The 12898-nt window shown below is 55.2% G+C and carries 15 protein-coding genes; all 15 read right to left on the reverse strand.

Annotated elements, in window-relative coordinates; genetic code table 11:
* Positions 1 to 5: 5 nt before the first annotated feature.
* The 15 genes from proS to IDH41_RS19195 all read right to left on the reverse strand — a co-directional run bounded on the left by proS (position 6) and on the right by IDH41_RS19195 (position 12898).
* Positions 6 to 1454 (reverse strand): proline--tRNA ligase, encoded by a 1449-nt coding sequence (gene proS, locus IDH41_RS19125; RefSeq protein ID WP_190863854.1) that lies wholly within the window; start codon positions 1452 to 1454, stop codon positions 6 to 8.
* Positions 1455 to 1464: 10 nt separating this feature from the next.
* Entirely contained in the window at positions 1465 to 2739 is a 1275-nt protein-coding gene (rseP, locus tag IDH41_RS19130; protein ID WP_190863856.1) for an RIP metalloprotease RseP, read from the reverse strand.
* An 88-nt stretch (positions 2740 to 2827) separates the two neighbouring features.
* Entirely contained in the window at positions 2828 to 3967 is a 1140-nt protein-coding gene (locus IDH41_RS19135; protein WP_190863858.1) for a 1-deoxy-D-xylulose-5-phosphate reductoisomerase, read from the reverse strand.
* Positions 3968 to 3984: 17 nt separating this feature from the next.
* Positions 3985 to 4776 carry a phosphatidate cytidylyltransferase gene (locus tag IDH41_RS19140; protein ID WP_190863860.1) on the reverse strand — a complete coding sequence of 264 codons (792 nt, stop codon included), beginning with the start codon at positions 4774 to 4776 and terminating at the stop codon, positions 3985 to 3987.
* A gap of 25 nt (positions 4777 to 4801) precedes the next feature.
* On the reverse strand, positions 4802 to 5566 hold the full coding sequence (locus tag IDH41_RS19145) for an isoprenyl transferase (protein WP_190863861.1): 765 nt from the start codon (positions 5564 to 5566) through the stop codon (positions 4802 to 4804).
* A 63-nt stretch (positions 5567 to 5629) separates the two neighbouring features.
* Positions 5630 to 6184 carry a ribosome recycling factor gene (gene frr, locus IDH41_RS19150; RefSeq protein WP_190863863.1) on the reverse strand — a complete coding sequence of 185 codons (555 nt, stop codon included), beginning with the start codon at positions 6182 to 6184 and terminating at the stop codon, positions 5630 to 5632.
* A complete protein-coding gene (pyrH, locus tag IDH41_RS19155; RefSeq protein WP_190863865.1) occupies positions 6184 to 6912 on the reverse strand; it encodes a UMP kinase in 729 nt (242 codons plus the stop codon). Before pyrH ends, frr begins: the two co-directional genes overlap by 1 nt.
* 130 nt (positions 6913 to 7042) lie before the next feature.
* A complete protein-coding gene (gene tsf / locus IDH41_RS19160; protein WP_190863867.1) occupies positions 7043 to 7693 on the reverse strand; it encodes a translation elongation factor Ts in 651 nt (216 codons plus the stop codon).
* Positions 7694 to 7859: 166 nt separating this feature from the next.
* The gene (gene rpsB / locus IDH41_RS19165) at positions 7860 to 8558 is read right to left on the reverse strand and encodes a 30S ribosomal protein S2 (protein WP_190863869.1); all 699 of its coding nucleotides are present in this window, start codon (positions 8556 to 8558) and stop codon (positions 7860 to 7862) included.
* Positions 8559 to 8735: 177 nt separating this feature from the next.
* Positions 8736 to 9290, reverse strand: a complete 555-nt coding sequence (locus IDH41_RS19170) for a hypothetical protein (protein WP_190863870.1) — start codon at positions 9288 to 9290, stop codon at positions 8736 to 8738.
* Entirely contained in the window at positions 9283 to 9843 is a 561-nt protein-coding gene (locus IDH41_RS19175; RefSeq protein ID WP_190863872.1) for a DUF6115 domain-containing protein, read from the reverse strand. The genes IDH41_RS19170 and IDH41_RS19175 overlap by 8 nt, the downstream gene beginning before the upstream one ends.
* A gap of 35 nt (positions 9844 to 9878) precedes the next feature.
* Positions 9879 to 10208 carry a hypothetical protein gene (locus IDH41_RS19180; RefSeq protein ID WP_190863874.1) on the reverse strand — a complete coding sequence of 110 codons (330 nt, stop codon included), beginning with the start codon at positions 10206 to 10208 and terminating at the stop codon, positions 9879 to 9881.
* 31 nt (positions 10209 to 10239) lie between these two features.
* Positions 10240 to 11646 (reverse strand): DUF342 domain-containing protein, encoded by a 1407-nt coding sequence (locus IDH41_RS19185; protein ID WP_190863875.1) that lies wholly within the window; start codon positions 11644 to 11646, stop codon positions 10240 to 10242.
* A gap of 15 nt (positions 11647 to 11661) precedes the next feature.
* Positions 11662 to 12447 carry a FliA/WhiG family RNA polymerase sigma factor gene (locus tag IDH41_RS19190; RefSeq protein ID WP_190863877.1) on the reverse strand — a complete coding sequence of 262 codons (786 nt, stop codon included), beginning with the start codon at positions 12445 to 12447 and terminating at the stop codon, positions 11662 to 11664.
* A gap of 4 nt (positions 12448 to 12451) precedes the next feature.
* On the reverse strand, positions 12452 to 12898 hold the full coding sequence (locus tag IDH41_RS19195; RefSeq protein ID WP_190863879.1) for a hypothetical protein: 447 nt from the start codon (positions 12896 to 12898) through the stop codon (positions 12452 to 12454).

Consider the following 12898-nt stretch of genomic DNA (forward strand, 5'->3'; position numbering starts at 1 on the left):
AGTTCTTAATAAGCACGCGCGAATACGACCGTATGCTTGGCCGGATCGCCGCATACGAGACATGACTTCTTGTGCTCCGACGGTTCGAACGGAATATTGCGGCTCGTCGCCCCCGTCTCTTCCTTCACCTGCTTCTCGCAAGCGGCGGAACCGCACCATCCGGCTTCGACGAAGCCTCTTTTCGCTTCCAGAAAGCTCTTCATTTCGTCCAGCGTTTCGACCGAGCGCAAATTGTCGTTCCGGAATTGCTTGGCCCTGTCGTACATTTCCTGCTGCGTCTCCGCGAGGAACGCCTCGACCTCGGCGACGAGATTCGCCTGCTGCACGATCCGCTTCTCGCCGGTAATGCGCGAGACGAGCACGACTTGTCCGTTCTCCATGTCCCGCGGCCCGAGCTCGAGCCGAAGCGGAACGCCGCGCATCTCGTACTCGTTGAATTTCCAGCCCGGACTAACGTCCGCGCGGTCGTCGACGCGCACCCGGACGCCCGCTTTCTTCAGCTCCGCATACAGCTCGTCCACTCGTCCGACGACTTGATCTCGCATCTTGGCCGGTCCGATCGGAATCATAATGACCTGCGTTGGAGCAACCTTCGGCGGTAGGGCCAAGCCGCGGTCGTCCCCGTGAACCATAATCAGGGAACCGATCAGCCGCGTGCTCGCGCCCCATGACGTCGTATGGACGTATTGCAGCGTATTTTCACGGTCCAAAAACTTAATGTCGAAGGCGACCGCGAACTTCGTGCCGAGATAATGGGACGTGCCGGCTTGCACCGCTTTGCCGTCCTTCATCATCGCTTCGATCGAATACGTGTCGACCGCTCCCGCGAACCGCTCGGAAGGCGTCTTCTCGCCTTTAATGACCGGAATCGCCAGAAACTCTTCCACGAACTGCGCGTAGATGTCCAGCATCTGCATCGTTTCCTTGCGCGCTTCCTCTTCCGTCTCGTGGGCCGTATGGCCTTCCTGCCACAAGAACTCGCTCGTGCGAAGGAACGGCATCGTCCGCTTCTCCCAGCGTACGACGTTAGCCCACTGATTAATGAGGACCGGCAGGTCGCGGTAAGATTGAATCCATTTCGAATACATATGCCCGAACATCGTCTCCGACGTCGGACGGACCGCAAGGCGCTCTTCGAGCTTCTCGCCGGCCGCTTCCGTCACCCAAGGCAGCTCCGGATTGAAGCCTTCGACGTGCTCCTTCTCCTTCTGAAAGAAGCTTTCCGGAATAAAGAGCGGAAAGTAGGCGTTCCGATGCCCCGTTTCCTTGAAACGGCGATCCAAGTCTCTCTGGATGTTCTCCCACAGCTCGTAGCCTTCCGGGCGGAAGACGATGCAGCCTCGAACCGGCGAATAATCCATGAGCTCGGCCTTCTTGATAACGTCGATATACCATCTGGAGAAATCCTCGCTTTGAGGCGTTATCTCCGTCACGAATTGTTTGTCCTTTGACATGAGCGACTGCCTACTCCCCTCTGACCAAGCGTAAAATATCATTATAGGTGACCACGAGCATGAGCAGCATGATGAGCGCGAAGCCTACGAAATGCACCATGCTCTCCCGGTTCGGGTCGATCGGACGGCGGCGAACCGCTTCGATTCCGAGGAAGATGAGCCGGCTGCCGTCCAGCGCCGGAATCGGAAGCAGATTGAATATGCCTAAGTACAGGCTCAGCAGCGCCGTCCATGACGTCAGCTGCGCGATGCCCTTCTGGGCGATTTGGCTAGTCACCTCCGCCGTGCGGACGGGTCCGCCGAGGTCGTCCAGCTTGAACTCGCCGAACAGCAGCTTCTTAAAGCCTTCAAAAATGCTGATCGTCATATTTTTCATAAGCGAAGCCGCTCCCGTGAACGTCTCGGAGAACGTCGCGGCGCGCGTCGGCAAAGCCGCCGTTATGCCCACCTTGCCGATACCCTCTTCGTTAGGCTCCGGCGTCAGCTCGATTTGCTGCGTCTTGCCGTCGCGGATGATATCCATCTTCACCGGCTTATTCGGCGATTTGCCGATAATATCGATCATTTTGTCGAAGTCCGCTCCGATCTTGATGCCGTTCACCGCATCGATCACGTCGCCCTTCCGCAAATCCGCTTTATCGGCAGGCATGCCTGCCGTTATTTCGTTGACGAACAGCTTATCCGGATTGTCGACGGGAATGCCGGCCATCTGTATGTAAGCCGCGAACAAAATAAACGCCAGCACAAAGTTCATTAGCGGACCGGCAAAAATAGCCATGGCCCGCTGTCCCACCGTTTTGCTGCCGAATTGCCTGTCGATCGGCGCGATTTGCGTCTCTCTGCCTTTGGCGATCATGAGCGCCTTCGGATGTACCGGATAGCTCTCGTTCTCGCCCTCGACGTCCAGCGTGACCGATAGGCTGCGCTCCAAATCGATGCGCACGACTTCGCCGCGCACGACGTTGCTTCGTTCGTCGAGCCTGTCGAGGTATAGCCTCGTCACCGCGTCGTCCTTGATTCGAACGGCGATCGTCTGCCCCGGCTGCACTTCGACGATCTCCGGGTCTTCGCCCGCCATTCGCACGAAGCCGCCAGCCGGTATAAGCCTCAGCGTATATCTTGTCTCTCCGCGTTTCACTGAAAACAACTTCGGTCCGAAGCCGATGGCAAATTCCCGAACCAAAATGCCCGCGCGCTTGGCGAAAAAGTAATGACCCCATTCGTGGATCGTGACGATCACGAAAAAGACGAGCACGGTCAAAAAGACCACTTGAATCATGTGCATTAAGCTGAAGCCTCCTGTTCGTTACGGCCTGTACATAGATTATCATTATTCTCCCGTCCGATACAAGAGAACCGGTATTTGGTTCTGTTTACACAGTTTCCGCCATCCGGCGCGCCCATGCGTCAACCTCTGCGATCATTTGCAAATCGGTCACATCTGCGGCGACATGCTTGCCGACGACCGTTTCCAGTATGTTTTCAATATCGAGAAACGCGATTTCCCCCTTAAGAAAGCGGGCAACGGCGACTTCGTTCGCCGCGTTGAATACGGCCGGCGCCGACTGGCCGGCGCGCCCGCATTCGAATGCGAGCCGCAGGCAAGGGAATCGGTTATAATCCATCTCGCGAAAATGAAGCTTGCCGATCTCCGCCAGCTTCAGCCTGTCCGTCGGCGTCGGGCTGCGCTCCGGATACGACAGCGCATACTGAATCGGCACGCGCATATCCGGGAGCCCGAGCTGCGCGATAACGCTGTGATCGGCAAATTCGACATAAGAATGGATAATGCTCTCCGGATGAATAATGACATCCAATTGCTCGTATGTAACGTCGAACAGCCAGCGCGCTTCAATGACTTCCAAGCCTTTGTTCACCATCGTCGCGGAGTCGATCGTAATTTTCGCGCCCATCGACCAGTTCGGATGATTCAACGCTTCGGCTACCGTAACGCCCTCAAGCTGCTCGCGGGTGCGGTCGCGGAACGATCCGCCGGAGGCGGTTAACGTAATCTGCTTCACGGCTTCGCGGCTTTCTCCGTTCAAGCATTGGAAAATCGCGGAATGCTCGCTGTCGATCGGAAGAATCGATACGTTGTACTTCTTGGCCAGCTCCATTACGATGTGGCCTGCCGTAACCAGCGTCTCCTTGTTGGCGAGGCCGATCGCTTTGCCGGCCCGAATGGCCGCGAGCGTCGCGGGGAGCCCCCTGCTCCCGACGATCGCGGTCACGACGAGGTCGGCATCCGTGCCGGCCGCCGCCTCAATTAACCCTTCTTCGCCGTAGGCGACTTTCGTCCCCGCGGGAAGGCGCGGCTTCACCGTCTCGGCATCCGACTTGGAAGCAAGGCTGACGATCTGCGGTTTGAACCGGTTTGCCTGCTCGACGAGCATGTCGACGTTCGCTCCCGCCGAAAGGCCGACGACCTCATACCGCTCCGGGGCGTGCGCAATCACGTCGAGCGTCTGCGTGCCGATGGAGCCCGTCGAGCCGAGTATGCTTATTTTTTTCATGCATGCAACCTCCAAACTTATACGGGAAGCAGCTCCGTGAGCAGCAACAGCGGGAATACGATAATCCAGCTGTCGCATCGGTCGAGAACGCCGCCGTGTCCCGGAAGCAACGAACCGGTATCTTTAATATTTCTCACTCGTTTATAGGCGGACTGGATCAAATCGCCGAACTGGCCCGCGACCGCCGCGACGAGGCCGATGAGCAGCGCCTTCGGCAGAGCGATCAGCTCGGGGGCGCTCCAGGCGAACAGCGCCGCAACGATTAAGGAAAGCAGCACGCCGCCAGCAGCGCCTTCTATCGTTTTGTTCGGGCTGATCGACGGCCAAAGCTTTGTTCTCCCCACTGCCTTGCCCGTGAAATACGCGCCGATATCGGACGACCAAATGCAGCCGAAGGACAGAAAGGTCCAGAATAGCCCGTGCTCGACTTGGCGCGCCTCGATCATGGCCGCAAACCCGTATCCTACATATAAAGCGCCTAGCAACATGAGCGCGGCGCCGTCGATCGTCGTTTTATTTTTCGTTATAACGGTAATGGCGAGGAGCAGGAAGGCAAGCATCCATACGACCGTCAAAGGCGATGGAACAAGGATCCCCCATTCCCGCCACGGAAGCACGAACAACAGAACGCCCGCATAGCCGAGCAGCGCGGAAGGATGCGACCATTCCACGCCGTTCATGCGAGAATATTCCGTAAATCCGATAATAGCGAGCAGCACGAGCAAGAAGGTGTACAGCCACCCGCCTACGACGGCCAAACCGACGAATATTGCCCCCGCGATTAATCCCGTTATGATCCGTTGTTTCAATAAAGTCACTCTCCGTCACTTGAAGCTACAACCCGCCATACCTCCGCGCGCGGCGTTGATATTCCTTGATCGCTTCGTGGAAATGCTCTTCCGTAAACTCGGGCCAATAGACGTCCGTAAACCATAATTCGCTATAGGCAAGCTGCCACATCATAAAATTGCTGAGCCTGAGCTCGCCGCTCGTTCGAATGAGCAAATCCGGGTCGGGAAGCCCGCTCGTCAGCAGCCGGTCAGCCATCACTTTCTCGTCGATATCTTCGATCGCGAGCTGTCCCCGCTTGACTTCCGTCGCGATTTCCTTAACCGCTTCAAGCATCTCCATCCGGCTTCCGTAATTTAAAGCAAAATTAAGTACGAGACCCGTGTTGTCCGCCGTCTTGACGATCGCTTCTTCTACCGCGCTAATCGTATACGACGGCAAATCTTCTTTATGTCCCATCATGCGCACTTGTACGTTATTGGCGATCAATTCGTCCAATTCGATTTCGAGAAACTGCTGCGGCAATTTCATCAAAAAATCGACTTCAGCCTTCGGTCGTTTCCAGTTTTCCGTCGAAAACGCGTACAGCGTCAAATATTTGACGCCAAGCCGATCCGCAGCAATCGTAATGCGTTTGACCGCCTTCATGCCGGAATGATGACCTGCCATTCGTGGCAATCCGCGATCTTTAGCCCAGCGGCCGTTCCCGTCCATTATGATTGCAACATGCTCAGGCACATTATGGGGAGCAATAGGCTCACCCGGCTGCAGGGACGATTTGCCTAATTTGGCCCAAAGTCGCTCGATCATCTTACTTCCTCCCAAACCGAAATCAAAACCAAACCCCACCTGTCGGAGGGGCCCAGAACGTCTTTATACTTCCATAATTTCTTTTTCTTTGGCAGCGAGGACCTTCTCGACTTCGGCAATATATTTATCGGTCGCTTTCTGGATGTCTTCCTGATGTCCGCGGGACTCGTCCTCGGAAATCGTCGTTTTCTCCAGCTTCTTCACGGCATCGTTGGCGTCGCGGCGAATGTTGCGGACGGCAACCTTCGCGTCCTCGCCGAATTTTCTCGCCGTCTTGACGAGCTCGGCGCGGCGCTCTTCGGTAAGCGGCGGGATCGAAATGCGGATCGACGCCCCGTCGTTCGAAGGGTTCAGGCCAAGATCCGATTTCATGATCGCCTTCTCGATCGCAGCCATCGACGATTTGTCCCAAGGCTGGATAAACAGCGTGCGTGAATCCGGCGTATTAATGTTCGCGAGCTGATTCAGCGGCGTCATCGCGCCGTAATATTCGACTTGAATGCGGTCAAGCAAGGCAGGGTTGGCCTTGCCGGCGCGAAGCGTGGATAAGTCGCGCTTCATCGCGCCGATCGCTTTTTCCATCCGTTCTTCAGCGTTCTTCTTGATCTCTTGCGGCATTATTTCGCACTCCCTTTCACAATCGTTCCGATTTTCTCGCCGAGGACGACACGCTTAATATTCCCCTTCTCGGTAATGGCGAACACGATGAGCGGAATGTTGTTGTCCATGCAGAGCGACGAGGCGGTCGAATCCATGACGCCCAAATTGCGGTTAAGCACTTCGAGATAAGTAAGCTCCTCGAATTTTTCGGCGGTGCTGTCTTTGAACGGATCGGCGGAATAGACGCCGTCCACTTTGTTTTTCGCCATCAGAATGACTTCAGCCTCGATTTCGGCAGCGCGCAGGGCGGCAGTCGTATCGGTCGAGAAGAACGGATTGCCCGTGCCGGCTGCGAAAATAACGACGCGGCCCTTTTCAAGGTGGCGGATAGCCCGCCGTCTAATGTACGGCTCCGCGATTTGCTGCATGGCGATCGACGTTTGTACGCGTGTTGGCACATCGATTTGTTCCAGCGCATCCTGAAGAGCAAGCGAGTTCATGACCGTGGCCAGCATGCCCATATAATCGGCCGTTGCGCGATCGATTCCTTTTGCCGTACCCGCAATGCCGCGCCAAATATTCCCTCCGCCTACGACGATTGCGACTTCGACGCCAAGCTCGACGACTTCCTTCACTTGTTCGGCGATCGAGGAAATGACCGAAGCCTCAATGCCGTAGCCTTCTTGACCGGACAACGATTCACCGCTAACTTTCAAGACGATACGTTTATAAACAGGATGTTCCAACTTTTTATACCTCCATCATGCACCTCAGCAGCTGAGGTCCTTCATATAAATTGTTACGAACGAAAAAAGATGTACTGCCGTTTCATAAAAGCAGGCGGGGCGGACGCCCCGCCCCGCCTGTGCGTTCGGATTAAAGTTTCGCTTGAGCCATAACCTCTTCAACGAAATTGTCTACTTTTTTCTCGAGACCTTCGCCAAGCTCGTAACGAACGAAGCGACGGATCGAAATGTTCTCGCCGATTGCGCTGATCTTCTCGTTCAGCAATGTCGAGATCGTTTTGTCCGGGTCTTTGATGAACGATTGCTCCAACAAGCAATACTCTTCATAGTATTTCGAGATGCGGCCTTCGACCATTTTCTCGACGATTTTTTCCGGTTTGCCTTCGTTCAGCGCTTGAGCCTTCAAAATTTCACGCTCTTTCTCAAGCTCGTCTGCCGGAACTTCTTCGCGACGCACGAATTTCGGGCTGGCCGCCGCGATTTGCATCGCTACGTCTCTAGCGAATTCGCGGAACTGGTCGGTCTTCGCAACGAAGTCCGTCTCGCAGTTGACTTCTACGATTACGCCGATGCGGCCGCCTGCATGAATGTACGATTCAACGACGCCTTCCGTCGCGATGCGGCCGGCTTTGTTGGCCGCTGCCGCGAGGCCTTTCTCGCGAAGCAGGGCGATCGCTTTGTCGACGTCGCCGCCCGTTTCGTCCAAAGCTTTTTTGCAATCGAGCATTCCCGCTCCCGTTCTCTCACGTAGTTCTTTTACCGCGCTAGCGCTAACTGCCATAATTAACCCTCCTATAAGTTACGCGAAGCGGTGACCGCTTCGTCCTAATATACGATTTGGTAGCCTTGCCCTAATCTTCCCATCGATTTTCGTTCAAAAAAAGGGCAGTGAGAGGTTTATCACCATCTGACCACCCTTTGTCGTCCTGCATAAGGAAAATCGAAGCTTAAGCCGTTGTTTGCTCGCCTTGGTTCGCTTCGACGATCGCGTCGGCCATCTTCGAAGTGAGAAGCTTAACGGCGCGAATTGCGTCATCGTTGCCCGGGATTACGTAATCGATCTCGTCCGGATCGCAGTTCGTGTCGACGATGCCTACGATTGGGATACCGAGCTTGCGAGCTTCCGCTACCGCGATGCGCTCTTTGCGCGGATCGATGATGAACAGCGCGCTTGGCAAAGATCTCATGCCTTTGATGCCGCCGAGGAATTTCTCGAGACGGTCTTTTTCTTTGCGAAGGATGATGACTTCTTTCTTAGGCAGAACCTCGAAAGTGCCGTCCTCTTCCCATTTCTCAAGCTGCTTCAAACGCTCGATGCGCTTCTGAATCGTTTGGAAGTTGGTCAGCGTGCCGCCGAGCCAGCGTTGGTTGATGTAGAAATTTCCGCAACGTTCCGCTTCTTCCTTAACGGAGTCTTGGGCTTGTTTCTTCGTGCCTACGAACAGCATCGTGCCGCCCTCGGCCGCGATCGACTTGACGAAGTTGTACGCCTCGTCGACTTTCTTAACCGTTTTTTGCAAATCGATAATGTAAATTCCGTTTCTTTCTGTGAAGATATAACGATCCATCTTCGGGTTCCAACGACGAGTCTGATGACCGAAGTGTACCCCAGCTTCAAGAAGCTGTTTCATGGAAATAACCGCCATTTCTTCAACACCTCCTGTAATGGTTTTTTAGTGCCCTCCGCCAGTCGCATCTTTCGCCAAAACTTCCGCCGAGCGGAAGCACCGTTTGACAAAATTGACCTGCGTGCGTTTTTAACACCGTCAATTAATATACCATAAATGCATTTCATCCGCAACAATCGATTGCGATACGGTAAGTTAGCCGGCCTCTAAAGCTTCAATCCGATCGGCGAACTCCTTCGCCTTCCTTTCGGTCAGCGGCTGGTTCGTAACGATTTCCATCGCTTCGGCAACGGAAATCCCTTCCGATAACAAAAAGAAACCGGCGCGAACTCGTTTGTCCTGTTCCTTCATTAATTTGACGAACTTTGCTTCGTCGCGTATGACACGATTCGCGGCCAGCAGCGCCGCGGTTTCGTTAAGCCCCGTCCCCGCCTCGATGCGGATTACGTGCTCGACAGCTTTCGGCGGAACATCCTGGTCGCCGCCGGCTTCGTCGACTTCGGCAGCCGAATCGGCGACCGGCGCCTTCTCTTGCTCCGCTTTTAATTGCTCATCTAGCCGCGCCGTAGCGCGATCGGCTTCGAGCATCGCATCCACTTCGGCTTGCGTGTACACCTTGGCGCCCGATTCTTCGCCGATCCGCTTCAATTGATCCTTGCTCTGATCGCCGAGCAGCATAAGCTGGAATAATAACGCCCCGATGATGATGCCGGAGCCGAGTCCGATAAGAAACGAACGATTTTTAAGCATGCGCCGCATCCTCCTGCTTGGCGAGCTGAATGATCAGCTGCACCTCCCCTTTGTTCATGCCCAGCTTTTTCGATATCGCCTCTATGGACTTGCCTTGGCCGTACAAACGGAACAGATCCGAATACCGCGTTTGGATGGAATCGGACTGGGGAGCCGCTTCCGGAGTACCGGCGGGCACGGGAACTTCCCGAACCGAGTCCGCGACCGCTGCACCTGGCTTCGGCTCGGCGTGAGCCGTCTGCCGGGCGGCGCCGGCAGACGTATCCGACGAATGGCGAAGCTGCTCGGCCAGCTGCTCGCATTTGCGCTCCAGCTCCGCGATACGCAGCTCCTTCCGCTGTGCTTCCAGCTTCGCTTCCTGCTGCGACTTGGCCACGAGCGAAGCGAGCTCGGCGTTATCCTTCTCCATATTTTCCATAAATTGCTCAAGCGCGGTTTCCATGTTTTGTACGGTTTGCTCCGGTATCGATTCATTCTTCTTTCGGGGCATCGCCAAGGCGCCGACGATGACAACCGCTCCGAGTAACAAAATATATTGCAAGTATGGCTGCATCGTTCATACCCTGCCTTTCCCGTAAATCCCGCTTCTTAAAGCTTTATGTCGAGGCGATGCCCTTTGAACGGATGGACGGGCTGCTGCCCGGCCGAATCATCCGGCTCTTCGGCAGTACGCTTGCGCTTCTCGCTTTTATGGGCGCCACCGTCCCCGGCCCGATTCTCGTTCCCGCTTCTTACTTGAAGGCCCGCAGATTGCTCTACGCCCGTATTTTTGCTTCTTAACCGTTCCGTATGCTTAGCCGATTGATCGGCCAGCATATTTTGTTCGGCAACCGGTTTATGGATGGCTTGTCCCTGCATGCCGCCGTACTCCTGCGTGCGCGGGACGGACATTTGCAGATCGATGGATTTAAACGTCATGACGGATCGCTCCTTTGCCTGTCCGCTGCCTTCACGGCGTATACGGAACGAATGCGATATCCCCTTCGGAATAGCGGAAGGTGACGCGCTGGGCGGAATCCTTGACGAATTTGGTGTAGCGCCCGATGACGATTTTGGTGCCGCCGAATACGGTGCCTGCGACGTTCACTTTCGATTGGTCGGAATCCTCGAGCGATTTCTCGATTTCGAGTATTCTCTCCTTCATTTGATCGTTCTCCGCGACCGTCTGCCGCTTCGTTGCGGTCAGCTTGATGCGAAGCGCGAGCCGGTCCGGCGTCAACTGCCCGGAAGCGGCCAATTGGTCGAGAATCGTAAGCGCTTTATCCGTTTTGTCTAAATTTTCGACGCCTTGCTTCAGCCTCGTACGCAGCTCGATCATCTCGGAACGAAGCTCCGGCTTGACGCCGACTTCGATCGAGGTTGCCGTCGACATCGAGTTGCCGATCGTCCGGGCCGTCACCGTCTCCCCGGCCTGAACGGCGCCGCCTACGATCAGCGCTTTGGCGCCCGAGCAAATGACGCTTCTGCCGGCTTTGACATGCGAATGCATGATGCTTTGCGATACGAGCACGTCTTCGCCCGCAATCACGTTTCCATCCTGTATGAAAGAGCTGCGGACGTTGCGAGCCGCTTTGACGAAGCCTTTGTTGCCGGCCAATATGCCGCCCGTGATTTCAACGGATCCTTCCGATTCGATCTCGGCGCCTTCGACGCCTCCCACGATCCGGATGTCGCCCGACGCTTTGACGCGAAAGCCGCTGAGCACGTTGCCGCGTATGACGACGGTACCGACAAAGTCGATGTTGCCGATGCTGTAATCGACGTCGCCGTTCACTTCATAGACGGGGAACACGTTGATTTTTTCTTTGTCCGTCAAAGTGATCAGTCCGTCGATCGCCGCGTACATCGCCGTCTGTTCGTCGTTGACGACGACGTTTTTTCCAACCTTGAACCTCGCCTGCTTGCCGTACTTCCCCGGAATTGCCTCGCCGGTGACGGTCATGCCAGGGACGCCGATCTCCGGCTCGAAGCACTCCGCGATCAGTTGGCCCCGCTTCACGTTCTTCAGCTTGACGACTTCCTTGAAATCGACCTTCCCGTCCTCAAGCTCCGTCGGACCGTTATGCCGATCGTCCATGTCGTAAGCAAGTCTGATAGATCCGTCCTTGCCGGGCTTGGGGGAGTCCCCCTCGGCGATTTGCGTTTGTTCCTTGCAAAAGGCGATCGGATTCGCCGCAATTTGATTCAGCACCTCGGTGCGGAGGCCATGGACAACCCCTTTGCTGCGTATAAAACGTTCGAGTTCCCCGCCATTCGTCTCGAATTCATCGGTCAAACGGTTAAACGTTAGGAAGGCAGACTGTTTGTCGGCTGATGTCTGTATACGCAGATAAGATTCCAATTGCAGGATGTCCACCTTGCTCCCCCCTTTCTAATGCTGCATAAGTTGATCTTTATGCTTAGCCAAAGCTCCGCGCAAGCGCAAAATGGCTTTTGAATGGAGCTGGGATATTCTCGAAGGCGATAATGACATGACTTCCGCGATTTCGCTTAACGACAGTTCTTCATAATAAAACAGCGAGACGACGGTCCGCTCTTTCTCCGTCAGCCGCTCGATGCCTTTGACGAGCGATTCCTTCAAATAAAACTCATGTACTTTATAATCGGGGTTTTTGGCCTTGTCGTCAACGAGCAAGGACATTCTCGTCTCCGATTCCTCTTCGCGGATCGGATCCTCCAGGGAGCATACCGTCGTAACGGCAATATCCTGCAGCATGCCTAAAAATTCTTTTTCCGACACCTGCAGGTAGCTGCTTATTTCCGAGTCGGTAACGGAGCGCAAATATTTTTGCTCCAAGTGCTGATAAGCTTCCTCCACTTTTTTGGCCTTCTCCCGGACGGAGCGCGGCACCCAGTCCCCTTGCCTCAGCCCGTCGATAATCGCCCCGCGAATACGCCAGGATGCGTACGTTTCGAATTGCAAGCCTCTGCGGTAATCGAACTTCTCGATCGCGTCGATCAAGCCCATCACGCCGTTGCTGGCCAAATCGTCCTTGATGACGTTTTTGGGCAAACCGATCGCCATCCGGTTCGTCACGTAATCGACGAGCGGCAAATATTGCTCGATCAGCGTTTTCTTCGCTTCCAAATCGCCCTGCTCTTTCCAGGATTGCCACATCTGGAAGTTTGTCAAATGAGGCGTCTTCTGCTCGATCATCGACTCACTCTCCTGTCAGGTGACGAATGGCTTTGGCCAATTCCTCAGGCTGTGAATTTTTTGTAGATAGCAATTGAGGAGGCTTTAAAGGACGAAATTGAGCCGCGTCCGCGGCTTTCGCTTGCTTCTCTTCCGGCGGCTGCGCCGTCGCGCCTTCCTGCAGCTGGGACTTCAGCAGTTGGTTCAAGTCATCGGTCTCATCCGGCGTTTTCGCGTCAAACTGCGCCCCTAAGCCGTCTTCCTGCCCGGACTGCGACGGCGCGAGCGTCGGAGGCCGAAGAATGTAGGCGAGCAAAGCGCGGGCCGCGTAAGCGAGAACGAAAAAAGCGACGAAAGCATAAAAGCTTCTGAGCATCACGACCGCGACCGGATTGCTTCCGAACGAGAAGGCTGCCGTCAGCACGACGCCGACACCTCCAAATACGGCATTCCATCGCCAAGTTCCGAGCAT

Source organism: Paenibacillus arenilitoris, from assembly GCF_014705655.1.
Lineage (GTDB): Bacteria > Bacillota > Bacilli > Paenibacillales > Paenibacillaceae > Pristimantibacillus > Pristimantibacillus arenilitoris.

Excerpts from the sequence above, each read along its gene's own strand:
- proS (WP_190863854.1), bottom strand. The coding sequence starts at position 1,454 with ATGTCAAAGGACAAACAATTCGTGACGGAGATAACGCCTCAAAGCGAG.
- rseP (WP_190863856.1), bottom strand. The coding sequence starts at position 2,739 with ATGCACATGATTCAAGTGGTCTTTTTGACCGTGCTCGTCTTTTTCGTG.
- IDH41_RS19135 (WP_190863858.1), bottom strand. The coding sequence starts at position 3,967 with ATGAAAAAAATAAGCATACTCGGCTCGACGGGCTCCATCGGCACGCAG.
- IDH41_RS19145 (WP_190863861.1), bottom strand. The coding sequence starts at position 5,566 with ATGATCGAGCGACTTTGGGCCAAATTAGGCAAATCGTCCCTGCAGCCG.
- frr (WP_190863863.1), bottom strand. The coding sequence starts at position 6,184 with ATGCCGCAAGAGATCAAGAAGAACGCTGAAGAACGGATGGAAAAAGCG.
- tsf (WP_190863867.1), bottom strand. The coding sequence starts at position 7,693 with ATGGCAGTTAGCGCTAGCGCGGTAAAAGAACTACGTGAGAGAACGGGA.
- rpsB (WP_190863869.1), bottom strand. The coding sequence starts at position 8,558 with ATGGCGGTTATTTCCATGAAACAGCTTCTTGAAGCTGGGGTACACTTC.
- IDH41_RS19170 (WP_190863870.1), bottom strand. The coding sequence starts at position 9,290 with ATGCTTAAAAATCGTTCGTTTCTTATCGGACTCGGCTCCGGCATCATC.
- IDH41_RS19175 (WP_190863872.1), bottom strand. The coding sequence starts at position 9,843 with ATGCAGCCATACTTGCAATATATTTTGTTACTCGGAGCGGTTGTCATC.
- IDH41_RS19180 (WP_190863874.1), bottom strand. The coding sequence starts at position 10,208 with ATGACGTTTAAATCCATCGATCTGCAAATGTCCGTCCCGCGCACGCAG.
- IDH41_RS19190 (WP_190863877.1), bottom strand. The coding sequence starts at position 12,447 with ATGATCGAGCAGAAGACGCCTCATTTGACAAACTTCCAGATGTGGCAA.
- IDH41_RS19195 (WP_190863879.1), bottom strand. The coding sequence starts at position 12,898 with ATGCTCGGAACTTGGCGATGGAATGCCGTATTTGGAGGTGTCGGCGTC.